This window comes from Bacillus sp. MSP13 (assembly GCF_000815295.1).
GTDB classification, from domain to species: domain Bacteria; phylum Bacillota; class Bacilli; order Bacillales; family Bacillaceae; genus Bacillus; species Bacillus vallismortis.
The window spans coordinates 70,385-94,776 of sequence record NZ_JXAQ01000013.1; the positions used below are offsets into that span (position 1 = coordinate 70,385).

Annotated in this window: 26 protein-coding genes and 1 riboswitch; of the genes, 9 read left to right on the forward strand and 17 right to left on the reverse strand. The window is 46.1% G+C overall.

Translation table 11 applies throughout. From position 1 onward, the window contains the following. On the forward strand, positions 1-321 hold the full coding sequence (locus SC79_RS15345; RefSeq protein WP_039075791.1) for a thioredoxin family protein: 321 nt from the start codon (positions 1-3) through the stop codon (positions 319-321). A 14-nt stretch (positions 322-335) separates the two neighbouring features. On the opposite strand, the gene SC79_RS15350 is transcribed toward SC79_RS15345, so the two are convergent. Next, complete coding sequence (locus SC79_RS15350) at positions 336-1,208, reverse strand: cation diffusion facilitator family transporter (RefSeq protein WP_010331260.1); 873 nt, start codon at positions 1,206-1,208, stop codon at positions 336-338. A gap of 244 nt (positions 1,209-1,452) precedes the next feature. Between SC79_RS15350 and SC79_RS20170 the strand changes: the two genes are divergently transcribed. Together SC79_RS20170 and fbpB are read left to right on the forward strand one after the other, a co-directional pair. Next, entirely contained in the window at positions 1,453-1,617 is a 165-nt protein-coding gene (locus SC79_RS20170) for a Fur-regulated basic protein FbpA (RefSeq protein ID WP_052245616.1), read from the forward strand. Further along, positions 1,604-1,750: a Fur-regulated basic protein FbpB gene (gene fbpB / locus SC79_RS20175; RefSeq protein ID WP_003225154.1), complete on the forward strand. Its 147-nt coding sequence runs from the start codon at positions 1,604-1,606 to the stop codon at positions 1,748-1,750. The genes SC79_RS20170 and fbpB overlap by 14 nt, the downstream gene beginning before the upstream one ends. 228 nt (positions 1,751-1,978) lie before the next feature. Here fbpB and SC79_RS15355 read toward each other — a convergent pair whose 3' ends face one another. From SC79_RS15355 to dctS, 9 genes are all read right to left on the reverse strand, one after another. After that, positions 1,979-3,124, reverse strand: a complete 1,146-nt coding sequence (locus tag SC79_RS15355) for an acyl-CoA dehydrogenase family protein (protein WP_039075792.1) — start codon at positions 3,122-3,124, stop codon at positions 1,979-1,981. Between the two features lie 130 nt (positions 3,125-3,254). Next, positions 3,255-3,590: a hypothetical protein gene (locus SC79_RS15360; RefSeq protein WP_019257527.1), complete on the reverse strand. Its 336-nt coding sequence runs from the start codon at positions 3,588-3,590 to the stop codon at positions 3,255-3,257. A 94-nt stretch (positions 3,591-3,684) separates the two neighbouring features. Continuing rightward, positions 3,685-4,452, reverse strand: coding sequence for an ABC transporter permease (locus SC79_RS15365; RefSeq protein ID WP_039075793.1), 768 nt, complete (start codon positions 4,450-4,452; stop codon positions 3,685-3,687). Further along, a complete protein-coding gene (locus tag SC79_RS15370; protein WP_039075794.1) occupies positions 4,445-5,371 on the reverse strand; it encodes an ABC transporter ATP-binding protein in 927 nt (308 codons plus the stop codon). Before SC79_RS15370 ends, SC79_RS15365 begins: the two co-directional genes overlap by 8 nt. 92 nt (positions 5,372-5,463) lie before the next feature. Continuing rightward, positions 5,464-6,702, reverse strand: a complete 1,239-nt coding sequence (locus tag SC79_RS15375) for a dicarboxylate/amino acid:cation symporter (protein ID WP_039075795.1) — start codon at positions 6,700-6,702, stop codon at positions 5,464-5,466. Between the two features lie 71 nt (positions 6,703-6,773). Beyond that, positions 6,774-6,905: riboswitch (cyclic di-AMP (ydaO/yuaA leader) on the reverse strand. 46 nt (positions 6,906-6,951) lie between these two features. Beyond that, positions 6,952-8,004, reverse strand: coding sequence for an AI-2E family transporter (locus SC79_RS15380; RefSeq protein WP_039075796.1), 1,053 nt, complete (start codon positions 8,002-8,004; stop codon positions 6,952-6,954). Positions 8,005-8,152: 148 nt separating this feature from the next. Next, complete coding sequence (gene dctP / locus SC79_RS15385; protein ID WP_082022760.1) at positions 8,153-9,418, reverse strand: C4-dicarboxylate transporter DctP; 1,266 nt, start codon at positions 9,416-9,418, stop codon at positions 8,153-8,155. Between the two features lie 119 nt (positions 9,419-9,537). Further along, on the reverse strand, positions 9,538-10,218 hold the full coding sequence (gene dctR, locus SC79_RS15390) for a two-component system response regulator DctR (protein ID WP_039075798.1): 681 nt from the start codon (positions 10,216-10,218) through the stop codon (positions 9,538-9,540). Continuing rightward, entirely contained in the window at positions 10,208-11,815 is a 1,608-nt protein-coding gene (gene dctS / locus SC79_RS15395; protein ID WP_039075799.1) for a two-component system sensor histidine kinase DctS, read from the reverse strand. Before dctS ends, dctR begins: the two co-directional genes overlap by 11 nt. A gap of 71 nt (positions 11,816-11,886) precedes the next feature. On the opposite strand from dctS, the gene SC79_RS15400 reads away from it, so the two are divergent. Both SC79_RS15400 and SC79_RS15405 read left to right on the forward strand, forming a co-directional pair. Beyond that, positions 11,887-12,939: a TRAP transporter substrate-binding protein gene (locus SC79_RS15400; protein WP_039075800.1), complete on the forward strand. Its 1,053-nt coding sequence runs from the start codon at positions 11,887-11,889 to the stop codon at positions 12,937-12,939. Positions 12,940-13,023: 84 nt separating this feature from the next. After that, a complete protein-coding gene (locus SC79_RS15405) occupies positions 13,024-13,845 on the forward strand; it encodes a manganese catalase family protein (protein ID WP_039075801.1) in 822 nt (273 codons plus the stop codon). A 36-nt stretch (positions 13,846-13,881) separates the two neighbouring features. On the opposite strand, the gene SC79_RS15410 is transcribed toward SC79_RS15405, so the two are convergent. The 3 genes from SC79_RS15410 to SC79_RS15420 form a co-directional block, all read right to left on the reverse strand. Continuing rightward, positions 13,882-14,241 (reverse strand): DUF4937 domain-containing protein, encoded by a 360-nt coding sequence (locus SC79_RS15410; RefSeq protein ID WP_039075802.1) that lies wholly within the window; start codon positions 14,239-14,241, stop codon positions 13,882-13,884. Positions 14,242-14,422: 181 nt separating this feature from the next. Further along, positions 14,423-14,794: a glucose starvation-inducible protein GsiB gene (gsiB, locus tag SC79_RS15415; protein ID WP_039075803.1), complete on the reverse strand. Its 372-nt coding sequence runs from the start codon at positions 14,792-14,794 to the stop codon at positions 14,423-14,425. Between the two features lie 128 nt (positions 14,795-14,922). Further along, a complete protein-coding gene (locus tag SC79_RS15420) occupies positions 14,923-15,741 on the reverse strand; it encodes an EcsC family protein (RefSeq protein ID WP_039075804.1) in 819 nt (272 codons plus the stop codon). Between the two features lie 117 nt (positions 15,742-15,858). Between SC79_RS15420 and SC79_RS15425 the strand changes: the two genes are divergently transcribed. From SC79_RS15425 to SC79_RS15440, 4 genes are all read left to right on the forward strand, one after another. Further along, positions 15,859-16,311 carry a DUF2188 domain-containing protein gene (locus tag SC79_RS15425; RefSeq protein WP_039075805.1) on the forward strand — a complete coding sequence of 151 codons (453 nt, stop codon included), beginning with the start codon at positions 15,859-15,861 and terminating at the stop codon, positions 16,309-16,311. A gap of 77 nt (positions 16,312-16,388) precedes the next feature. Then, the gene (locus tag SC79_RS15430) at positions 16,389-16,646 is read left to right on the forward strand and encodes a GlsB/YeaQ/YmgE family stress response membrane protein (RefSeq protein ID WP_039075806.1); all 258 of its coding nucleotides are present in this window, start codon (positions 16,389-16,391) and stop codon (positions 16,644-16,646) included. A gap of 228 nt (positions 16,647-16,874) precedes the next feature. Further along, positions 16,875-18,152 (forward strand): Nramp family divalent metal transporter, encoded by a 1,278-nt coding sequence (locus SC79_RS15435; RefSeq protein ID WP_039075807.1) that lies wholly within the window; start codon positions 16,875-16,877, stop codon positions 18,150-18,152. A 105-nt stretch (positions 18,153-18,257) separates the two neighbouring features. After that, positions 18,258-18,524 carry a hypothetical protein gene (locus SC79_RS15440; protein WP_039075808.1) on the forward strand — a complete coding sequence of 89 codons (267 nt, stop codon included), beginning with the start codon at positions 18,258-18,260 and terminating at the stop codon, positions 18,522-18,524. Between the two features lie 299 nt (positions 18,525-18,823). Here SC79_RS15440 and SC79_RS15450 read toward each other — a convergent pair whose 3' ends face one another. The 4 genes from SC79_RS15450 to SC79_RS15465 form a co-directional block, all read right to left on the reverse strand. After that, positions 18,824-20,548 (reverse strand): pyruvate oxidase, encoded by a 1,725-nt coding sequence (locus tag SC79_RS15450; RefSeq protein WP_039075809.1) that lies wholly within the window; start codon positions 20,546-20,548, stop codon positions 18,824-18,826. 66 nt (positions 20,549-20,614) lie between these two features. Continuing rightward, positions 20,615-21,064 (reverse strand): NUDIX hydrolase, encoded by a 450-nt coding sequence (locus tag SC79_RS15455; protein ID WP_039075810.1) that lies wholly within the window; start codon positions 21,062-21,064, stop codon positions 20,615-20,617. 233 nt (positions 21,065-21,297) lie between these two features. Further along, a complete protein-coding gene (locus SC79_RS15460; RefSeq protein WP_039075811.1) occupies positions 21,298-22,140 on the reverse strand; it encodes a manganese catalase family protein in 843 nt (280 codons plus the stop codon). Positions 22,141-22,278: 138 nt separating this feature from the next. After that, positions 22,279-24,390 carry a cellulose biosynthesis cyclic di-GMP-binding regulatory protein BcsB gene (locus SC79_RS15465; RefSeq protein WP_039075812.1) on the reverse strand — a complete coding sequence of 704 codons (2,112 nt, stop codon included), beginning with the start codon at positions 24,388-24,390 and terminating at the stop codon, positions 22,279-22,281. Between the last annotated feature and the right edge of the window lie 2 nt (positions 24,391-24,392).

A 24,392-nucleotide genomic window follows, 5' to 3' on the forward strand; every position in this document is an offset into this window, starting at 1 on the left:
ATGAAAAAAATCACGACAATCGAACAATTTAATGAACTGATTCAATCTGATAAAGAAATTATTGTGAAGTTTTATGCAGATTGGTGCCCAGACTGCACACGCATGAATATGTTTATCGGCGATATTTTGGAAGAGTACAATCAAAACGATTGGTATGAGCTGAATAGGGACGACCTTCCTGAGCCGGCCGAAACATACCAAGTAATGGGCATTCCCAGCTTGCTAATCTTCAAAAACGGTGAAAAAACAGCTCATCTTCATAGCGCTAATGCCAAAACGCCTGAAGAAGTGACTGAATTTTTATCTGAACATATAAGCTAATTCGTTAAACAGCCTTATTTTATGTCGTCGGGCTCTACATGAACATGAACATGAGTGACATCGTGTTCATGTTTTATTTTGTCTTCTACTTCATCCGCCACTCCATGGCCTTCTTCTACTGTAAGCTTCGGATCAACCGTAATGACCATCTCGATATGAACTGTGCTGCCTAAATACCTCGCTTTCACATCCTTTAGCCGATGTACATTCTCAATCCTGCCGACGGTCTGTTTGTAAGGCTCAAGATCTTTTAAGTGAAAGCCGTCTGTTAACGAATGTGAAGCGTCTTTAAAGATATCCCACGCCGTCTTGCAAATGATGATGCCGATGATAAAAGCCGTTACCGGATCGATCCACGGCAGCTGCAGCTGCGATGACACCACACCGATAAACGCTCCGGCACTTACAAAGGCGTCTGACCTGCTGTCCTTTGCCGCTGCCATCAGCGCTGAGCTTTTAATGGATGCCGCCAGCCTTTTGTTATATAAGTAGATGCCATACATAAACACAGCACTGCCTAACGCCGTCCATGCAGCGATAAGACTTGGCGTTTCCGTTGTTCCGCCCGCAATCGCTCTTCCTCCGCCGATCAACACTTCAATGCCGACAACCATCATAATAAAAGACGCAACAAGGGACGAAATCGTTTCAGCCCGATAATGGCCATATGGATGATCGTTGTCAGCCGGCCTTTGAGAAATACGCAATCCAATCAGTACTGCTACCGATGCTACAATATCGGTTCCATTATTTAATCCGTCTGCTCTCAGCGCTTCGGAATGATAGAGAATCCCAACAACCAGCTTCACAACAGCAAGGATGAGATATGCGAAAATATTAAGGAGCGCCCCTTTTTCTCCTTTTTTCAGATTTTTTGTCCGCTCCATTGAGTACCAGCCTCCATTCTGTTACATAGTATGGTTCAAAACGTAAAAAATACAGCAGTATTCAAATACAAGGGACATTTCGACAGCAAATTATTGCCCGGGAAACTTTTTGTCGATCTGTTGAATATTTGCAGATTGCCGAAAGAATAGGACTGTTTTCACCTTTACAGGCGATTCGGAGCATTGTATACTGGAGTTAATTGATAATGATTATCAATATCGTTTGATGGAGGTTGGTGATCCTATGACACCTCAGTCTGCAGAAACCAGAAAAAAACAACTCATTCATCTGTTAATACAGAATGGTATATACAAAAAGTCAACGCGTCATTTATATGAATTGTCGCTGACAGAGTTAGAAAGCGAATACAAACATGTCAGGAGGGCACCAGAGCATGCCGAAACGTAAAGTGAAAACCTACCAACAGCTGATCCAGGAAAACAAAGAGGCAATTATGGGCAATCCGAAGCTGATGAACGTCATTTATGACAGAATCGACCGCAAGCATCAAAAAAACCTGCAAGAGCAAAGCAATACATAAAAAAGAGCCGGGAAGGCTCTTTTTTCAGCGTGTCGACAAACCCTCGCATTCGTTGTCAGTCCTGCGCGTTGGTGCTCACGAATTGCTACATTCGCTGTGCTCCAATGCTCGTCCTTCCTAGACTTCAAGGGTTTTCAATCACGCTGAAAAGATGACAAAGTCATAAAACGAAAACCGTTTTATGACTTTGTCAACAATCTGAAAAAAGAGCCGGGAAGGCTCTTTTTTTCATGACTCAAACGCTTCTGCGGCAAGCTTTTGAATCACCGCGTCATCCATCGGCGGGTTATGGAGACCGGCGCGCGCATCACGGTAATAGCGCTGAAGCGGGCTGGTTCGTTCGAGGCTTTTGGCGCCGACAATTCTCATCGCTTTATCAACAACAGACAGCGCAGCGTTTGTGACGATATGTTTCGCCGCACCGAGCTCGCTTCTCAAATGAGGGCGGCGCTCTGGATCGTCATACAATTGGGCAATATGGAAAAGAAAATGTCTGGCAGTAGTCAGTTCAAGCTCCATTTCGCCTGTTCTTTGCTGGACGGCCGGAACATCCTTGATCGGCCCCTTCAAACTGTTTGGAGAATACTCGGCTGCAAATCGCACCGCATAGTCTCGTGCTGCTTGAGCAATGCCAAGATAAATCGCCGGTATGTGAAGAAGCCATCCATTCGGTTTTGCCCCTCGAGGACCTTGAAGCACTTCCACCAGTTTCTCCTCATCAAGCATGACCTCATTCAGTACTAGGTCATGGCTCCCAGTCGCCCGCATCGCCGTCATATCCCACGTTTCTTCAATCGACAATCCCGGATCATCCTTATGAATGAGAAACACACCTGTTGTTTGTTTTTCTTCAATCCATGCCGTCACTAAAAAATAATCCAGCGCTTGGGACATTGTCGTAAACGTTTTTCTTCCGTTCACTGCCCATTTGCCATCCTTTTTCACAGCGTTTGTACCAGGACGCCCTCCTCTTGTCGGGCTGCCGGTATTCGCTTCTGTCGCCGCCCTATTGATGACGGCTCCATTTTGGACTTCCTTTGCAATAAACGCAAACACGCCCTTATCCCAGCTATTTCCCTCGCCGAGCTCTCCGATTACGCTCAAATGCCAGCCGATGCTAAGCGCTGCGGGAGCGTCTCCCCGTGCCAGCCGTTCTTGAAACAGGAGCATATCGTAAACAGAAATGCCCCCTCCTCCATAAGTTACCGGCAATGTTAAGGCTGTATATCCAGCATCACGCAGTTTCTGTATTTTTTCTACAGGAAAACGTCCCTGTTCGTCATCTTCAGCGGCCGTTTGCTGAAATTCATCCGCAATCCGTCCGATTTTCTCCATCCATCGCCGCTGTTGCTCGTTCTGTATAAATAATGACATCCGGCAGCCCCCCAACGTTTTAATTCCGATAAATTTAATATGTATTATAGATTTCCTGCCATTATTCCGCAACTGTTAACCCTTTTGCCCGGTATAGAAAAACACGCCGTTCCCCAAGGGAACAGCGCGATTAGACAGGATTTGCATCCCGGTCTTGTTTCATGCCGAGATAGATCAGCATATATGTCAGGTAACCCATTGTCATCACCAGCCCGCCAAAGAAAAAGCTCGAGAAAATCGGCTCTTCAAAAGCGGTTACTGCCGCAAGCACAATCCAGCTTGCATACAGATAGATGATAAAATAACGGATGCCCGTCTTCATTTTATATATCATGTACAGCCCCGCGAGAGAAAATAATCCAAGCGCGAGTCTGAAATAAACAAGATGTTCAAACTGAAACATGAATGACACAAATGAGAATCCAAGCAGCAACACGATCGGTAAAGCGGTAATAAAGTTCCTCAATCGAGACACCTCCGTCAGTACCTTTAGTATAAACCAAACGATCAATTGATATTGATTTACGTGAGCTTTTTCACAAAAATGTCATTCCTTGCCTTTACACCCGAACATCACGTTTGCAGAAGCACCACCAGCCAACGGCGATGAAAAATATGGCATGTATCAAGATGATCCCCGCTGAAAACAATGGCGTCATGCCTGAAAACAAGGCGGTTTGTCCGTTGCTGTATTGGGTGAAGTCAGTGTTTGCAAAAAGCAAAAAGCTTCCCCATTTGTTTTCAAACAGCTTCATGAGCTGGACAAGTGTACTTGCTCCATATAAAACGACAAAAGAAACGACGACGGCTACCGCACTGTTGCGGAACAGCGAAGAACAAAGCAGCCCGAATAAGCCCATCATGACGGCTTCAAGCCAGTTTGACCCAATTAGCCCCAAGGTGTTGACTAGCAATGTCTTTGATTCGGCGGTCACGGATGTGCCAAAAAAGATGAGACCGAATAATAAAGCCAAAATGTAGTATGCCAAATACAAATAAAAGCTGACCATCACGACTGTGATTAATTTTGACCAAAACACCTTTTGGCGTTTAACCGGACGAATAAGCAGGAATTTGATCGTCTTTTTATCAAACTCCATCGAAACAATTGTGGCAGCGATCACAATCGTCAACGCCTGCAGCAAGATGTTCAGGCTCGGTGTATACGAAAAATAGCCGATGAAGTTTTCATCTGTTCCGGCACTTGTCACAATCCGTTTAATGATCAAAGCCATGAAAAATTGAAAGACCGCCATCAGGATAAGAGATACCAATGTGACCTTCCGATTAAAAAGTTTCATATGTTCATTCCAAATTAATTTAGACAAGCTCTTCTCCCTCCTCTTGATGAGCAGTTGTCGCTTTCATGAATTCGTCCTCTAGTGATTGCGTGTAAGGCATAATAGAAAATATATGTAAGTCTTGTCCGACAAGTGCGCGGTTCAGCTTTGGAATGTTTTCTTTTGCTACCTCAACAACGATCGCACCGTCTTGAAGCTCAGCTTGATATTGATTGCTTGTCAGCCAATTGAACGCTTTTTCTTCCGGCTGCACTTCAATGATCGCTTTTTCTGTTGGTTGGCCTGCTCCATGTAAGTTGACTTCCGCTTTGATCTCACCTTTTTGAATGATGATGACCCGGTCGCACAAATCTTCAACCTCACGCAATAAATGGGTGGCGAATAAGACTGCTGTTTCTTCCTGTTCCGCGAGCTCTTTAATATGATCGCGAAAATCCTTCATGCCCGCGGGATCGAGACCGTTTGTCGGCTCATCTAAAATAAGAAGCTTCGGCCGGTGAAGAATCGCCTGCGCAATGCCGAGGCGCTGGCGCATGCCAAGGGAATAGGTCTTAACCTTATCATGAATCGCTGACGTCAGCCCGACACGTTCCACCACCTCATCAAGGCGTTCATCCGCTATTTTTTTGTGCATATTCGCAAAGTGCTTCAGGTTTTCCCAGCCTGTCAAATATGGATAGAACTCAGGGTTTTCAACGATCGCCCCCACTGCTTCCATCGCTTGTTCAAACTCTGTGTCATGCTGGAATCCGCTGATTGTCACACTTCCGCTGTTTTGTTTCAACAGCCCGACGATGATGCGGATGAGCGTTGTTTTCCCGGAACCATTCGGACCGAGCAGGCCGATGATTTCCCCCTCCATGACGTCCATACTGATCTGTTTTAAAATTGGTTTAGACCCAATCGTTTTATCGAGGTCTTTAATATGTAAAATCGGCTCAGCCATAAAGCCTTCCTCCTTTTTCGGCAAAAAAATAAACAGTGCCCAAAAATGAGGCACTGTTTGTATTATAGCATTTGTTCCTTCCAAATGTTTGGTTAGACCGATAGAGTCGACGTTTGCTCTGGCTGTTTGTTCTTCTCTGTTTCTGTCACAATGACAGCGCAGGCCGCGTCTCCTGTTGTGTTTACCACTGTGCGAAGCATATCAAGCAGGCGGTCAATTCCAAGAATCAATCCGATTCCCTCGACAGGCAGACCGACAGATTGAAGCACCATAGCGAGCATAATCAAACCGACTCCCGGCACACCCGCGGTTCCGATACTTGCTAACACAGCCGTCAGTACGACCATCAGCAGCTGCGTGAGTGTCAGATCATGCCCGAATACCTGCGCAATGAAGACCGTGGCCACCCCTTGCATGATCGCTGTTCCGTCCATATTAATTGTAGCGCCCAGCGGCTGGACGAAGCTGCTGATCGGCTCAGGCACTTTTAATTTTCTCTGCGCCACACCCATGGAAACCGGCAAAGTCGCACTGCTGCTGGATGTACTGAACGCGACGACCATAACCTCTGAGAAATCTTTGAAGAACGTAATCGGATTTCTTTTGGCGATAAGCGCTACCGTAGATCCGTACGTAACGACTGCATGTATCAGCAATGCAATGGTTACCACTAACATGTACAAGCCCATCGCTTTCATTGCACTGAACCCTTGGCTTCCCACGGCTGTCGCAATCAAACCGAATGTGCCATACGGAGCAAACTTCATAACCAGATTGACAAGGTACATCATTAATTCATTTCCTTGCTCAACAACTTTGAGAAGCATATCCGCTTTTTTGCCCAGCATAGTAATCCCAAGCCCGACAAAGATGGCAAACGCAATAATCTGCAGCATATTTCCTTCCGTCATCGCTTGAACAGGATTGGTCGGAATAATGTTTAACAGAGTGTCCGCAATACTTGGGGCTTTTTCAGCAGTGAATTCGGCAGATGATGTATCATATGTTCCGAACTCTCCCGGTTTGATGACAAGGGCTAAAACGATGGCAATGGTAATCGCCACTGCAGTTGTGACGAGAAAATAAGAAATCGCCTTTACACCGATTCTGCCAAGCTTCTTAGGATCGCCCAGTCCGGCTACGCCCAGTGTCAGTGAGAAAAAGACAATCGGAACGACAAGCATTTTAATAAGATTTAAAAAGATCGTGCCCAACGGACCGAATACAAACTTATTTAAATTTTCGAATAATTCAGGTGATGTTAGGTTAAGAATAATTCCCGTCACCGCACCCAGCACCAATGCAATGATGATCTTTGTGGCCAGTTTCATTAGCTTTCCTCCCTTTTTGAAAAAAGCCCGCGAGAGACTCCCGTGGGCTTTGGCTGTAACATCAAACCACAGGACTCTCTCTTCACGCTGATGAGGTTAGCTGACGGGTTCGGACGAAGAGATGTCCGTTTTTCTGATGAAAAATTAACCCCAAAAGATCGGGTCCCCCACTCCTTGGTTAAAGGATTAAGCGTGTGGCTTACTATTGTATGATAATTTATTTATACAGAAAAGAACCAATTTTGTAAACTATTTTTCGTTACTTTCCTCTTGGAATCTTTTGGGTCCTTCTTCCTTATTGGTCACACCAAGAATATCAAGGAGAAATACAAAGATCGGAATCCCGATGATTAAACCCCAAATGCCGAAAAAGTGCTCAGAGAAAATGAGGACGATGAAAGTGAAAAAGATCGGCAGTTCTGTTTTCGCAGACATCAGCTTCGGATTTAGGAAATAGGTTTCAATCGCATGTATGGCGAATATGACAAGCACAATGTAGATCACAAACATTCCGCCGCCTGTGCTGTAAGCGATAATACTGAGAGGAATCAAAGAAATAACGACGCCTGCTACAGGAATCAACCCAAGGAAAAACACCATGATAGAAAGCCCAAACAGCTGCGGGAAATGCATAATCCAAAGCGCGATCAATGTCAGAATACAGTTGACGAGCGCAATGATAAATTGAGCTTCAAGCACCTTGCCGAACGTTCTAGCAAATTTGCTTCCGAAAAAAGCAATTTCCTCATAAAAGACTGACAATTTGCTTGTTTTAAATTTCTCCATGAATTCCGAGAGCCGTTTTTTCTCGAATAAGAAAAACATGCTGAGAACGAGCGCCATTACGATCTGCAAGCCGAATGTGCTGATATCTGCCAGATACGTATACACCACATTGAAACCTTCTTTGACATACGAACTGATATTAATGTCTCCGAAAACACTTGTGATCTCATCAAAGAAAGGGATGGTGTCCGGGTGATACGCGATATGTTTAATCTGCTTAGCCAGCTGCTGAATCTGCGCCGCGACGATCGGATAAAAAACAAATCCCCCAACTGTAAGCAGAACAGCCAGCAACACGTAAAGAAATGTAATGACAACCCGCTGGCTTACGCGGAAGAACCGGCTTACGAACCGCCGTACGACAAACTCCAAGCGATCCATTAGAAATGTGAAAATGAAGGTAAGCAATATTAAGTTGATCATGCTCTTAAATAGATATAACACACCAGTTAACACGACAAAGACGGAGAAACGCCTTACTCCCGGGTGCTGAAAAAATTTAACTAAAGCGGCCATTTATACACCCCTGTTAGGACAAACGTCCTTAATTCAATATAGTATCCATCTGTAAATTATATAACAAAAAAATGCTGAGGTCTCTGTCATTACCTTAATAATTCTTAAACAATGTAAAAAAACGGCCCGTTTGATGGGCCGTTCTTTTTCAGACTGCTGTTTTCATGTTTTTCATGCCTTCAACAGCCTCTATGCTTTTTGCTTCATCGAATTCATTTTCACTTTTTGCAACAATGATCGTGGCGATTCCGTTTCCGATCAGGTTCACAATCGCCCTTCCTTCACTCATGAAACGGTCAACCCCGAGCAGAAGCGCAAGGCCCTCCAGCGGAATAACCTGAAGCGCTGACAATGTTGAGGCAAGAACGATAAATCCGCTTCCCGTCACACCGGCCGCTCCCTTCGATGTCAGCATCAAAACGAGGATGATTGTAACTTGCTGACCGATGCTGAGGTCGACTCCAAATACTTGTGCAAGAAAAACCGTCGCCATTGATAAATAAATGGATGTGCCGTCAAGGTTGAACGAGTATCCCGTCGGAATGACAAGCCCGACAACGGATTTCGAACAGCCGTAACGCTCCATTTTATCCATCATACGCGGAAGCACTGACTCTGAAGAACTAGTGCCAAGCACGATCAGAAGTTCATCTTTAATGAAGCGCAGGTAATTCCACAGGCTGAATCCGTAAAGCTTGCAGATGATATTTAACGCAACAAACACGAACAGAAACATTGTAATATAAACAGACATCATTAAGCTTGCCAAGGGCTTGATGGAATCGAGCCCGAAGTGCCCTATCGTATACGCCATCGCCCCGAATGCCCCGATTGGCGCGGCACGCATGATATAGCCGATGATTTTGAAAAAGACGTGAGAAATCTTATCAAAGAAATCAATGACGCTTTTCCCTTTTTCACCTAAAGCCGCAAGACCGACTCCGAAAAGAATAGAAAAGAATAAGACCTGCAAAATGTCCCCTTTTGCGAAGGCATCAACCATGTTGGACGGAACAATGTGTGTGACAAATTCAATCCAGTCGATTCCCTCACCGCCATTTTGCGTGTATTGTGATACATCTCCTTTTTCAAGCTTGCTGTAATCAAGACCCGCTCCCGGCTTCAGTATATTCACGACAAACAAACCGATCATGAGTGCGAGAGTTGTGACAACCTCGAAATATATAAACGCTTTTCCCCCTACTTTTCCAACCTTCTTCATATCGCCCATTTTTGCAATGCCGAGAACGATAGTGAAGAAAATGATTGGAGCGATTACCATTTTAACAGCATTGATAAATGTATCGCCGAGCGGTTTCATTTCTTTGCCGACATCAGGCCAGACGAGCCCGACAATGACCCCGATGATGACCGCGGTTATGACCTGAACTGTTAAATTTTTAAACAGTTTCATATGCCGCATCCCCCTGTTCTATTCACCTTTGTGTCTTTCTTACTAAAATGATAGCGTTTTCATAGGAGAGAAGGAAGTTTATGATCATAACGGACATTTTGGTCTTTTTGGTCTCGGATTTATCCTTTAAACACGTAGCGGTTGACGGGCCGGCCGACTCCGCCGTATTGAACGTCCAGCTTAATGGTTCCGTTTTTTTCTAGATAATCAAGGTATCGTCTGGCTGTCACTCTGGCGATGCCGAGCGCCTTGGCGACCTCTTCTGCAGAAAGAGATGCGGTTTGCCGCTTCAAAAATGCATTGACTTCATTCATCGTAAAATGATTCAATCCTTTTGGCAGATCCTGTACGACCTGCTGCGGAATATTCAGGATCGCATCGAGCTGTTCCTGGGACAGCGTATCGTTCGCTTCTATTTTTTGTTTATATTGCTTGTACTTTTCAAGTGCCTGTCTCATTCGCTCAAGCTTAAATGGTTTTAAGATATAGTCAGTTGCGCCATTTTGCAGCATAAGGGAGATCGTTTCTTTGTCCTTTGCAGCGGAAACGACAATGATATCCACTTCAAGCTTTTGCTTTCTGATCTCCTGCAGCGTTTTGATTCCGTCTTTTTTCGGCATGTACACATCGAGAATGACGAGGTCGGGCTGTTTTTCTTTTATCAGCTTGATGCCTTCTTCTCCGTTTCCCGCTGTTGCGCAGACCGTAAAACCTTTGACAGTTGTGATGAAATCCTTATTTACCTCTTGAACCATCGGATCATCTTCAATGAGCAGAACCTTCCATTCTTTATGAGCCATGCTGTGCTTCCTCCCCCTTCATTGGAAAAACGATAGAAAATGCTGTTCCTTGCCCTGCGTGTGAATCCACTTCTACCGTGCCCGATCCTTTGTCTATTATTTGTTTGACTAGATACAAGCCATAGCCTGTGCCGCCTGTTTTATTGACCGTAAATCCTTTGTCGTAAAGGCGCGGCATATGTGCCGGTTCTATCCCGCAGCCGTTATCTTCTATTAAGATGGCCAAGATATCATCCGTTTGTTCGATGCTGACATCAATCCGTTTCTCACCAGAATGAACGGTTTCAAATGAACCAAAGGCGTTTTCAATCAGGTTGCCGAGAAGCACGACGATATCATGCTGATCAACATGTTCGGGAAATTGCCGAAGGCTGCTGTTTTCATCAACATGAACAGCAATGCCGAGCTCCCTTCCTCTTCTGATTTTACTTAATAGGAGGCCTGCCGCAGCGTCATTTTGAATCGAGCGATGCAGAAATTCAGACACATTTTCCTGCTCAGTTGACGCCCGGAATGCAAGCTGCATGGCTTTTTCAGATTTCCCAAGCTGGATGAGACCGGCAATCGTGTGCAGCTTATTCATATGCTCATGGTTTTGGACGCGGAGCGCCTCTACAAAGTTTTTGACGCCAGTCAACTCCTCTGCCATCTTAGCCGCTTCCGTTCTGTCCTGAAAAATCGCGACGGCGCCGATCACTTTTTTCTTCATAACAATCGGAATTCTGCTGCTCATGATCACCTTTCCGCTGACACGAATTTCTTCATTATAAACCGCTTTGTTCCGCTCCACGATTTCAGGCAGGCGTGAATCCTTGAGAACCTCCCAGATTACCTTCCCGACCAGATCCCCCTGCACCTCAAAGATCTGTTTCGCTTTTTCATTGAAAATGGTAATAATGAGCCGGTTGTCAATGGCAATTACGCCTTCGTTCATGGAATGAAACGTCGCTGTCCGTTCTTCATACATTCGGACAATCTCATGTGGCTCAAGCTGAAACATTTGTTTTTTGATATGACGGGCCAGCAGAAAGGAGCCTGCAAGCCCGAAGCCGAGTGTCAATAAAACGATGAATGCGATATCGTGCTTTAACTGACGCAATATGTCAGTGATCCCCGGCAGTGTTTTCCCGACAAGCACCACGCCGATCTGGTTCAGATCATGATCCTTCACCGGATAAAATGCGCGGACAGCCGTGCCGATCTCGCCCTTTGCTTCTGAGAAATAAATATGCTCCGCAAACGCCGCCTCCTCGTCTGCACCCTCTGATTTCTTGCCGATGCTTGTGCTGACAGGATGTGTGTAGCGAATGTGATTCATATCCATAACGACAATATAGTCTGCTTCATTAATCATTCTGATCTCTTCGACTGCATGGCGAACAGCTTCTGTCTGTTTTTTTCGCGTCAATGCCTCTTTCACTTCTGTCATCTCCGACACCGTCCGGGCCGTATTCATCAGCCGCTTTTTCAGCTCCCGCTCCTCTGTATGCTGGATATTGCCGATGAGCACAATGCCGCCGATCAAAAAGGAGAAAATGACGAGGATATAGGATAGGATCGTGATTTTCCAACGGATTGAGAGCTTCTTTTTATTCATCAGCTTCTCCTTTCAGGTCTTTACGAATGGCATGGCCCCCATTATTCTTAAAATATAGGGGAGGGCTTGTCATGAAAAGTTTGCTTGCATGTCTCGCACTGATGATCGCCGGAATTGCAACCGCTTTTTTTATCGGATTCCATGATCGTTCCGGCGGTGAAGAGATCGTTTATGATGACGATCAGGAAGGCTTACAGGATCAAATTGTGTTTACATTCAGCCATGTGGTTGCCGAAAATACGCCGAAAGGGCTGGCTGCCAATAAATTCGCCGAGCTGGTAAATAAAAAGTCAGGCGGGAAAATGAAAATTGAAGTGTTTCCAAATGGAAGCCTATATTCAGACATTGAAGAAATTGAAGCATTGCAAAACGGCGATGTTCAATTTATCGCCCCCTCCACATCTAAGCTCGGCATGCTCTCGCCTGAATGGGGAGTGCTGGATCTGCCGTATGCATTTACAGATTACGATGCCGTCAAAAAAGGGCTGCACGGCAGCATCGGCACACAGCTGTTTGATTCCCTAAAGAAAAATCAATTAAAAGGCCTCGCCTATTGGACAAACGGTTTTAAACAAATTACGACAAATCAAGGGCCGATCAAAACCCCGGATGATTTAAAAGGGCAGAATCTCCGCATTATGCAAAGCGATGTGATAGAGGATCAGTTCAAGCTGCTTGGCGCAACACCTCATCAGGAATCCTTCAATTCTACCTTTCAGCTGCTAGAAAACAATGTAGTTGATGGTGAAGAAAATACGATCTCAAACATCTATTCTAAAAAATTTTATAATGTTCAGGACTATTTGACAATAAGCAGCCACGGTTATCTCGGCTATGCCGTCATGACGGATGAGCACTTCTGGAACGCGCAAACGCCGGAAACAAGGCGTATTTTGACTGAAGCGATGAAGGAAACGACAGATTGGAATGAAGCGCATGCCGAACAAATGAACAAAGAACAGCTGGAGGAAATCAAAAAGAAATCTGACATACAGATCTACGAGCTGTCAGACAAAGAGAAGAAAGAATGGATCAAGCGCCTTGATCCTGTTTATCAGCAGTACGAGCCTATCTTCGGCCGGAAGCTGATTCAGGAGCTTTTAGAGCTGCGAGGAGATTCGTAGTCCCAAACTTGATACGCTGGTTTTCGTTTATCTTTCAATTGACCGGAAATATAGAAAGAGAAAACGAAAAAAGGAGATGGGAACATGTTTAAGCATACGAAAATGCTGCAGCATCCTGCTAAACCAGATCGTCCAGATCCATTATTCGCGAAAAAATTGCAAGAAATCCTAGGCGGGCAATTCGGAGAGATCTCTGTTGCCATGCAGTACTTATTTCAAGGCTGGAATACAAGAGGAAATGAAAAATACAAGGATTTGCTGATGGATACGGCAACTGAGGAACTTGGGCATGTTGAAATGATCGCTACGATGATCGCCAGACTTCTTGAGGATGCCCCGCTTGACCAAAAGGAAAAAGCCGCTGAAGATCCGGTCATCGGCTCCATTCTGGGCGGCATGAACCCTCACCACGCGATTGTTTCAGGACTTGGCGCCATGCCGGAAAACAGTACAGGCGTCCCTTGGAGCGGCGGCTATATCGTAGCAAGCGGAAACCTGCTCGCAGACTTCCGCGCCAATCTGAATGCGGAATCACAAGGCCGTCTGCAGGTCGCACGCCTGTTTGAAATGACGGATGACAAAGGCGTGAAAGATATGCTTAGCTTCCTGCTGGCGCGTGACACGATGCACCAAAATCAATGGCTCGCCGCCATTAAAGAATTAGAAGCACAGGAAGGCCCGATTGTGCCGGGGACATTCCCGAAAGCACTCGAAAAGCAAGAATTCTCGCATCAGCTTATCAATTTCTCTGAAGGCGAAGAAAGCGCCCAGCAAAATTGGCTGAACGAAAAAGCGCCGGATGGAGAAGCCTTTGAATATGTGAAAGAAGCGAAAGCGTTTGGAGAAAAACCAGAGTTAAAACCAGCTCCGCCTTTTGTTCATGATACACTTCCCGGACGCGAGTAAAGACACAAGCCCAAAACATGATGTTTTGGGCTTTCATTATGCTTTCAGAACCGTCCAGCCCAGTTCGTACCGGATATCAGGATGATGTAACAGATCGTGAAGGGACTGTTCATCCCCTTCGCACAGCTCTACTTCTATCGAATGAATTACAGTCTTCTGTTCATTAGCTTCGTATATGCTGTCATGTTCGTTCTCCATAAAAGCTTCATAAACCTCTCTGTTCTCCCAAACGCTGATGATTTCTGCGGTGAACAGCCCATCTGCTGTTTTCCGCCAGCCGCCGGCCTGTTTGATGAAGCCATTTACACGTGACAGTGCTCCCCACTGTGACTGCGCTTTTGCAAATGCTTCAGCGTTTGCCGCGTCTACTTTACATACAATCTTTTTGATTAGCATGATAAATCCTCCTCAGGGATACATGTAAGAGATGCACATCTCACACAGTAGCGAAAAGCTCCTTTTTTACTCATTGTATCGGAACAACGGAATACATCAAGAATTTTCCACAACAAAAAGCGATCCAGCTGATGCGCCGGATCGCTTTTTATCTGCAGGTTGTCTGCCTTTATGCTTTTGATTAGTCGTTGTTGCGGGCGTTTCCGCCTTTTGAGCCAATCTCTTGGTAGAATTCTTTATCGTGATTTTTGCTTGTTGCCTCTCCGCCTTTACGGCCGATTTCTTGATAGAATTCTTTATCATGATTTTCGCTAGTGGCTTCTCCGCCTTTTTCACCGATTTCTTGATAGAACTCTTTATCATGGTTTCGGCTAGTGGCTTCTCCGCCTTTTTCGCCGATTTCTTGATAGAATTCTTTGTTATGGTTTTCGCTAGTGGCTTCTCCGCCTTTTTGACCAATCTCTTGATAGAATTCTTTATCATGGTTTTTGCTTGTTGTTTCTCCGCCTTTTCTACCTGCTTCTTCTCTGCTCATTTTGTTATCGTCTGCCATTTTGAATTCCTCCTTTAATTGGTGTTGGTTGTTGTATTCCCGCTATCCATTCATTTAAACAAACAAAACACATTTGGTGTGTTTCCACTAAAAAAAGCAGGCGGAGCGCGGTGTCCGACTGCTTTCTTCTATTCCATCTCTCGTTCTGTTTCTTTCAGCCGCTCAAGAACGCGCCGCTTTTTATACAGCATCATGCCTGTTTCGGTAATATCATTTAATGTTGAGCGGTTGGCTGCCGCGCCAAAGATCATTCCCGCGACCGGGACCAGTTGAAAAAGCTTTTTCCACCCAAACGTGTCGCGATAGCCTAAAACGACTTCACGCCAGCCTTGTATTTGAGAAGCGACATTCTTATATGTACGATCTTCATCATAGTCTTTTAATTCTTGCAGAATTGATTTTTTGCCGACAACATCAGCCGATGTCAGCTGTAAGCATTTTACGATGAAGACCCGCTCTTTTTTCTCCTTTGGGTCATAGCCGTAAGCAACCGCGATATCCTGCAACGTTTTTAACGACAGGCCAAGCACGGCCGGAATGTCTGCCGCCAGCGTAAACACGCCGCCCACTCCCGTTGTCGCGCCTTGTACGGTTGCGGCGTTGATTCTGTTTTTGCCCATTCCTTCCGCAATGTCATCCATGACAGGCAGAGGCGCTTTTTGCACGTCCTCCAGTGACTCGAAGGTATTCCCCGGCAGTTTCTTTTGAAACATCTTCATAATTTGTTTTTCCGATGTCAGGTACTGCCCTCCTGTTTGAACGAAGGTGCCGACCTCATCCAAAAGCTTGCCAATCTTTTTCTGAATGAATTCCGGCGTCAGCTTGTCCAGCAGCTGAAACGGGAGACGGCCGAGTTTTTCCCAAAACCAGACTTTTTGCTGATCTTTTTCCCATTTCTCTATTTCTTTTAATTGCTGGTGTAAGTCTTCTTTTCGTTCTGTTGTCACTCAACCCGCACTTCCCTTCCGTTTTTTCTCCTATATAGTATACCTTCATTTTCTCGGAAACGTTTTTATTTTTCATCTGCGGGTACCATTTTTATAAAAGGAAAAGGAGTGATGGACATGCCTTGGTCGATGAAGGATTATCCCGCTTCATACAAAAATCTCGAGAAGCCGGTGAAGAAAAAAGCGATTGACATTGCGAATGCGATGATTGATGAGGGCTATGAGGACGGACGCGCGATTCCAATAGCGACTAGCAAAGCGAAGGAATGGGCGGAAAACGCCTCTAAAGAGGAAATTGATGATTTCCTCAAGCATGATGACGTGACAGAACGCGATGAAGATTCAAGGAGCGGCAACGGCCATGAGCTCATGGATAAAGCAGAGCATGTCATGAAGCATAAAAACGGCTGGGCAGTCAAAGCCGAGGATGCCAAGCGTGTGTCTGAGGTCAAGGATACAAAGGAAGAAGCTGTTGATCGGGCAAAGGAGATCGCTGCGCATAAAGGCACTGAAGTGGTTGTTCATTTAGCTGACGGCAGCGTGCAAAGAAAAATCAAAACAGGAACCTAATGCAATATGCTATTCGGTGTTTCGAGTGTAGCGTGAGAGGTTATTGATTGATAAATCTTTTATGAGAGGTGAGCATCATGCTTAGCTTTTTGGTTTCATTAGTTGTTGCTATTCTAATTGGATTAATCGGAAGCGCTATTGCGGGGAATCGGATGCCGGGAGGAATTTTCGGATCTATGATTGCCGGGATGGCCGGCGCTTGGATCGGACATGGACTCTTTGGCACTTGGGGACCCAGCCTCGGCGGCTTTGCCATTATCCCGGCGATTATCGGGGCCGCCATTCTGGTATTCTTGCTGAGCCTCGTGTTCCGCGGGCTGCGTAAGGAAGCTTAGTCTCATTTCATACAGGAGGCATCGTTTCGTACTGAAACGATGCCTTTTTATATGGGACATTATCCGAATTCCTACATATCATGTGACATAACAGGGAAAAATTCAGGAATGTACTTTAAACATTTTCGGTTGACAAGAAACCGGGATGGTCATATGATGTAGATAAAATAATTTGCCTCAAGGAAACTCTTTGTTGTTAGGCAAAAACAATCAGAATTCAGGTGAGACATGATGAACAAGGACATCACAGCACAATCTCCCCGTTCCAAAGCAGTCCAAGAGGCGCTTGACGGGAAAACCAGAGGGTTCAGAGGGCTGCTCCCTTTTCTGGGCCCTGCATTTATCGCAGCCATCGCCTATATTGATCCCGGCAACTTCGCAACGAATATATCAGCGGGTTCTAAATACGGATATATGCTGCTATGGGTGATTTTATTTTCTAATATTATGGCGCTTTTAATTCAATCACTCTCCGCCAAACTCGGCATCGCGACAGGCAAAAACCTGCCCGAAGTTGCCCGTGAAGAATTCCCAAAGCCTGTCTCCATCGGATTATGGATTCAGGGCGAGCTCGTCATTATCGCAACCGATCTGGCCGAATTTATCGGAGCGGCTCTGGGACTGTATTTGCTGTTCGGCATCCCGATGCTTGAAGCGTCTATTATAGCGGCGATCGGCTCTTTCGCGATATTAGAGCTTCAGCGCCGCGGATATCGTTCCCTTGAAGCTGGCATTACCGGCATGCTGTTTGTGGTGGTAATCGCCTTTGCGCTGCAGACCTTTTTCGCAAAGCCTGATGCCGTGTCAGTGATGAAGGGGCTTTTTGTCCCGGCGTTTCAAGGCACTGACAGTGTGCTTCTCGCAGCGGGTATTCTCGGTGCAACCGTTATGCCGCACGCCATTTATTTACACTCAGCCCTTACACAGCGGCGGGTTGTAGGCAAAACTGATACTGAACGGAAAAAAATCTTCAGATTTGAATTTATTGATATTTTAATAGCGATGCTGATTGCGGGTGCGATTAATGCGAGTATGCTGATTGTGGCTGCCGCGTTATTCTTCAAAAACGGGCTGTTTGTCGAGGATCTCGATGTCGCGTTTCAGCAATTCGGACATCTTGTCAGTCCTGTGTCAGCCGTTTTATTCGGAATCGGACTGCTCGTGGCCGGACTATCCAGTTCGTCAGTCGGCACACTTTCAGGTGACGTGATTATGCAAGGTTTTATCAACTACCGCATCCCGCTGTATGTGCGGCGTTTTATCACGATCATTCCGCCGATCTTGATTATCGCGTCAGGGGTCAATCCGACAACCGCTCTCGTCATGAGCCAGGTCGTTCTGTCCTTCGGAATCGCCTTCGCCTTAATCCCGCTTATTATGTTTACAAGCAATAAACGGATTATGGGAGCCTTAATCAACGCCAAATGGGTCACTGTGGTGTCTTGGCTGATCGCTGTATTGATCGTCGCGTTGAATGTATTTTTAATTGTTGATACGTTTCGTTAAAAGAACCGGCTGCTAAAGCCGGTTCTTTATGATTCGAAAAGCTCATTGATATCCTTTTTGCCAGAAATTTGTTATGATAGAAGAAAAAAAATCGGAGTCTTGATGATGTCATTATTTATTCTGTTTTATTTGTGGATTGTACCTATTGTAATCGGCATTTTATGTTCTGCTGTTGCCTATAAATCCAAGGGGAAAATGAGAGTCGCGCCCGGCATTGCCATGATCGTGCTCAGTATCATTTCCTTGATCACCGCGTTTACGGCCGGACACACAAATTTCCACGTGTTTATCGGCGGCATGTTTTTATTCGGCACCTTGCTGGTCGGTTCTGCTTTTCCTTTCTTTTTTGGGCTTAAGAAGAAAGAGAACTAAACTCATAGAGACATGAACGTTGTAAGATGTGATAAAAATAAACATATGAAACACACAAGGACAAATGCGCTGATCTTTTTGTTTTGAAAGAAGATGCATTTGTCCTTTTGTCCGTTTTGAGCATGGCGAACATCGTGACACGCTGCATAGATCATTCCTACAGACCCTAATAAATACACCGCTGCTTTTATGGATTCAAACATGCTTTCCTCCTTTGATTTCATATACGGCTATGATAACGCATAATCCATTTGTTTCCAACCTCTAAAAAACAGGGGTCTGATTAGGCCCCTGTTTTGCTAGAACAACCGCTTTAAACTTTTCTTCAATGGCGGCATTTCGATTTTTTGGTTTTCGAAGAAATTTTTCAGCATATATTTGCTGAAGCCTTTTGCCTGCCCATAGGTGATTTTGCCGGGCAGCGGCGGTTCGTTTCCAATCATGACGTCTACGACGACCGGCTGATCTGCGTGCAGCGCCTCATGGAAAGCAGGCGCAAGCTCTTCCGCCCTGGTCACCTTGATGCCCTTTGCTCCGCAGCTTTCTGCAAATGCGGCGTAGTCGACATTTTGAAGCTTTGTGACATAGTCAATATTGCCTTTGACCTGCTGCTCGTACTCGATCATGCCGAGATTTTCATTGTTTAAAATGACGACGGTAACCGGTAGCTTGTATTTGACGGCGGTCGGGAGATCCTGCATGACCATGGAAAAGCCACCGTCACCGCAGACAGCGATCGCCTGGCGCTCCGGTTCCGACAAGCTTGACGCGATCGCTCCCGGCAGGCCGCAGCCCATTGTCGCAAGCCAGCTGGAAACGATGAAATCCTGGTTTGCTTTCATGTTGAAATGACGCGCCATCCAGACTGTCACAGTGCCGACATCTACAGAGAGCACCGCATCATCGGCTGCCGCTTCCTCAAGACGCGCCACGACCTGCTGGGGTCTGAGCGGTGTTTCCGCCTCTGTCTCATCTTTTTCAATTTCGTTCCACCAATGCTGCATATGTTCAGTACATGCTTCCAGAAACCTTCTATCTTCCTTCCGTTCAATATACTCCGTCAATTCACGCAGGCCGAGAGCTGAATCACACACCAGTCCCGCTGTCACCGGATAGCGTTTTCCGATTTTCGCCGGATCTGAATCAAGCTGGATCGCCGGCGTGTCATCAGGCAAATAATCGCGATACGGGAATGAGGTCCCGAGCATGATTAACAAATCGCATTCCTCCATGGCCTCGTAAGCCGGCTTTGTGCCGATCTGTCCGAGGTTGCCGAGAAAATGCGGGTGCTTATCGGGTACAACGCCTTTTGCCGGGAGCGTGACAACGATCGGGGCCGCGGCTTTGTCCGCAAACTCCAGCAGCTCCCGTTTCGCCTTTTTCATTCCCTGCCCCGCTAAGATAATCGGTTTTTTGGCGTTATTTATATATTGCGCGCAAGTGACGAGCTGTTCTTTTTTCGGTTCAAGATTCCCTTCAATATACACTGGTGAAGTGTACACGGGCTCGCGTTTGATTTTCTCAGCAAACAAATCATCAGAGACGCTCAATACCGCAACGCCTTTTTTGCTGTAGGCGGCGCGAATGGCCTGATTCAAGAGATCCGGCAGTGATTCCGCGCTATGTACCTCTCTGTTGAATACCGCCACATCCTCAAACATTTGCTCAAGCTTGATCTCCTGAAAATAATCACGGCCGACTTCGCCTGATGAGACCTGTCCTGCGATCGCCAGCACAGGGGCGCCGTCCGCTTTCGCATCATATAAACCATTTAGTAAGTGCACCGCCCCCGGCCCTGCGATCGACAGGCAGACACCGATTTTGCCGGTGAGTTTTGCCTCAGCCGCGGCCGCCAGTGCAGCCACCTCTTCATGGCGGGTTTGAATGAATTTCAATTGGTTTCTTTCTTGTCTTAATTCTTCGATAAACTCATTGATACTGTCTCCGGGGATGCCGTAAACATGATCAACTCCCCATTGTTCAAGGAGTTCTGTCATTGCTTGTCCTGCGGTTTTGTGTGCCATGTCGTATCCTCCTTTTTCCTATTTTCAATACCACAGGAGAGCTTCTTTAAAACCCGGAGACCTTTATCACTTGCCCAGTCTTCTTTTCAACAGGCCAATCGCCGCAAGCATGCCCCTGTCCTTGAGGGTGATAGCTGTATCCAGAGCGCCATTCGTGAAATCTTTAATTTGCCTTTTTCGGTTCGGCACCATAAAAAACGGCAAACGCTGCGGAGAAAACCACCTTACTTCCGCTGTCTCTGTCCCGTGGGCTATTCCTTGTCCGCCTGTTATGTGTCCGGCAAACACATGCTGTTCATCTTGAAACTTCGGCCTTTGATAGACACCTACTTTGGCTGAAAGCGCTGCGTTGTAGCCCGTTTCCTCCAATACCTCCCGGACTGCCGCTTCCTCAGCCGTTTCACCGGTATCAGCCCTGCCGCCCGGCAAATCCCATAAAGGAACGTCGTTTCGTTTTACCAGCAAAATCTGCTGTTTTTCATTCAATATAATGACAAATGAACCTTGCGTATGCATTGCCAACTCTCCTTTTTCCCGCAAAAAAAGACCAAGGTCGTTTCCCCTTGGTCTAGTCGCCTTGCCTTTTTAAATGATACGGAAGCGTGGCCATCATTATGTCCTTTTTCCTGATCAGCCGGACTCCTATAAAGAAGGCCGATTGCTGTAAAGGATGGTATGCCTGCCCGTTTTTTCAATCATCACGTTAAATAACAAGCGGCCAAGACATGGTTGCAGCCCGTAACGTTTCATTACTGTTCCAGCGATGATGCACCGTCGGCCGGCATTGTGCTGTGAACATACGGAGGCGCCGGCTTGAGCACTGGTTTTTGCCCCATAGCCTCAGGCTCCCCAACATATTCAAAATTCCCTTTTCCATCCATACTAGTCCCTGAAGCCCAGCGCCCGCTTTGGCTTTCAGTTCCTTTAGAGCAGTCCATGAATGAATAGGAAACTTCTTGTTTTTCATACTCACGGTTAAATGTACTTGGAACGACCACGCCTTCACGTTCCTCCAATTCTTGGATGGCCGCCAGCCATTGATTTTGATGCATGGTGTCCCTCGCGATCAAGAAGGACAGCATGTCCCTCACACCTTTATCATCTGTCATTTCATATAGGCGGACAGCTTGCAGCCTGCCTTGTGATTCAGCATTAAGGTTTGCACGGAAGTCGGCAAGCAAATTTCCGCTTGCAATGGTATATCGGGCTGTCCAAGGATATCCTACACTATCATCCGGCTTGGCCCCCAGGCCTCCTACGATCGCATGCTGGGGATTCATTCCTCCCATTACAGCTCCAATGACAGGATCTTTCGCCATTTGCTCTTGTTCTTCAATTGGCGCTTTATCGAGCAGCTGAGCAATCATCGTTGCGAGCATTTCCACATGGGCAATTTCCTCTGTGCCGATATCAAGAAGCATGTCACGGTATTTTTGATCAGCTCTGCAGTTCCAGCCTTGAAATAAATACTGCATCATGACAGAGATTTCACCGAACTGTCCGCCTAATATTTCTTGCAATTTTTTCGCGTAAACGGGGTCTGGCCGGTCAGGTTTGGCATTATATTGTAACTCTTTCACATGGAAAAACATCTATATCCCTCCAATTCATCTTTACGCTTTAGGATGGCGCTATTTTCTGTTTTCATGTATAAGCCCTAAAAAAATACAACACTCTCTATGAGTGTTGTATCCAAATGAATGACTATTCGGGACATCATTCTTCATGTGCTATCCCCTGTCTGTCTTTCTTTTTCTGCGTCGTACGGCAATCCAAATGAACACTGCCGCAATCACCATAATGAGTGCCAGCACACCAATATACAGCCATTTCTGGCCATTCTCTTGTGATGGCTGTTCTTCACTGGCACTGTTTGCTTCTAATTTGAGCTGCTGGTGATTGGTAAACACCTGCTGGCTCGTTGTTTCATTGACGACGGTTGCCGAGTCATCAGTGCTGTTGAGATAATTGATGACCTCTTTCGTGACGGCCGCGCCTTCACCTTTTGACGGCGCAAAGACTGCCATTGTATAGCCCGAATCCCAAAGAGATGCTTGGGTAAACGCCACTTGTTTTGTTGTCTCATTCAGCATCTCAAAGCCTGATACATCAAACGAGCCGTTCTTCACTTGCGGCACAAGCAGTTCTGAAGATTTCTCCTTCAGAAGAGAAAATTGATTGATGCTTCCGATGAAAATAAGATTCCGTCCTTTTGTGTCATTCGCTGTTACCTCGGAAGATTTCTTCACCGAATATGAATGCTGCGCTTCGCTGCCAAAGGACTCTGTTACGAGAGAAAGCTCCTCTAGCTTCGATTGACTTACGGCGTCAGGAATCACGATCAGCGCTGCCTTGTCCTGATTTCCGGCGTATGGAAGCGGCCATTTTTGAAAATCCGCTGACGGAGACATGTCTTTGACGGTGTAAGACAATGTACTGCTTTTATCGATAAAGACCCACTTTTCTTCATCAGTGCTGTTGCAAGGATTGTTTTCCTTTAGCCCAGTTGTGACGAACTGAATATCAATATAGCGGTTTTTTTGCAGCAGCTTAGGATCTACTTTTACCATGGCATGATAAAATCCGTTTTTATCTTCTTTTCCTATATCATCAAGCCGGACTGAGTGCGGCTGGCCGTTGATCATGATCTTCAGCTCTGCCGCCTGGGAAGCGGATTCGTTTTCGGCCGTGGAAGCTTGAATCGTTTCGGATTTTTTCAGCTTAAGCGATAGCCTCGCGGATTGGTTTTCATCTAAAACCGCCGATGCGGGATAAAAATAATGTGCCGAAGATGTTTTGTCAGCTCCAATTGTGATGTCATCCGCTCCAAAATTCTTGAGGGTCAGCTTATTGCTTTCTTTTTTTTCAGCCTGTTTTAGCTTGCTGATTGAGAGTGTATCGCCGCTGAGCTGGCCTGTGTAAGTCTGATCCGTCATGACACTGATTTTTTCAGTGAGTACGTCATCAGATGCGGCTTGCGCAAAAAGGACCGGCTGCTCCTTAGCCTCTGCTTTTAACACCCGCTCCGCAAGCAGGAGTTTTTCTCCTTTTGCCTGTAGGCCGGCTTGTTTCATCAGCTTTTTCACCTTTCCGTTCCAATGCTTGTCCACTCCGATGAAAATCGTCGGCTTGTCGATTTTCTTCAGTTCGGATTCCGTGACATACGAAATGGTGACACTGCCGTCCGCCGTTTTCAAATAGCCTTCTGTTTTTACTGCTGCTTCAATTTCCGCCGAACTTGGGTCATCCGGGATGACGATCGCTGTTTCTTCCGCTGTATTTCCCGATTGGGCGAAAGGATAAGGATAATGGTCAAGCGTCGTTCCCTTTGCTTCACTGCTCTCCGCCAGCGTCAGGCGGCTGTCCGGATATATTTTGATCCAGTTGCCGGACGTATCCTGTCTGACGCAGACGCCCTCTTTCATCACCCCGTAAAATGTCAGCGAAACGTTGTGATAGCCTTGGGCAGATTGACTTTTGTTCAGGTTCAGCTTCAATGTCTTCCGTTTTGAATCACCATTAAGTTTTACCGTTTTGACCGGTTCATCGTCAATGACAGCCGTTAACGATGATGGAGAGATTAAAAGATTTGAAGCCTCGTATTCAATCACCAATTGCTGATTGCCGGAAGAGGCGCCTGCCGGAATCTGATACGTCAGCTCCGCGCTGTCTTTTGCTCCGTACAGTGTCATCAAATCGCTTGTCAGCACCTGCTGTTTGGCTTGTTCTTGGCTGCTTTTCCCGAGAAGCGAACCGCTGACCTGCACTTCTTTGGCAAAAGCCGCTTGTCCGGTCATCGCCAGTAGCATGAAGCTTGTGAGAAAAATCATGATTTGTTTCAAAA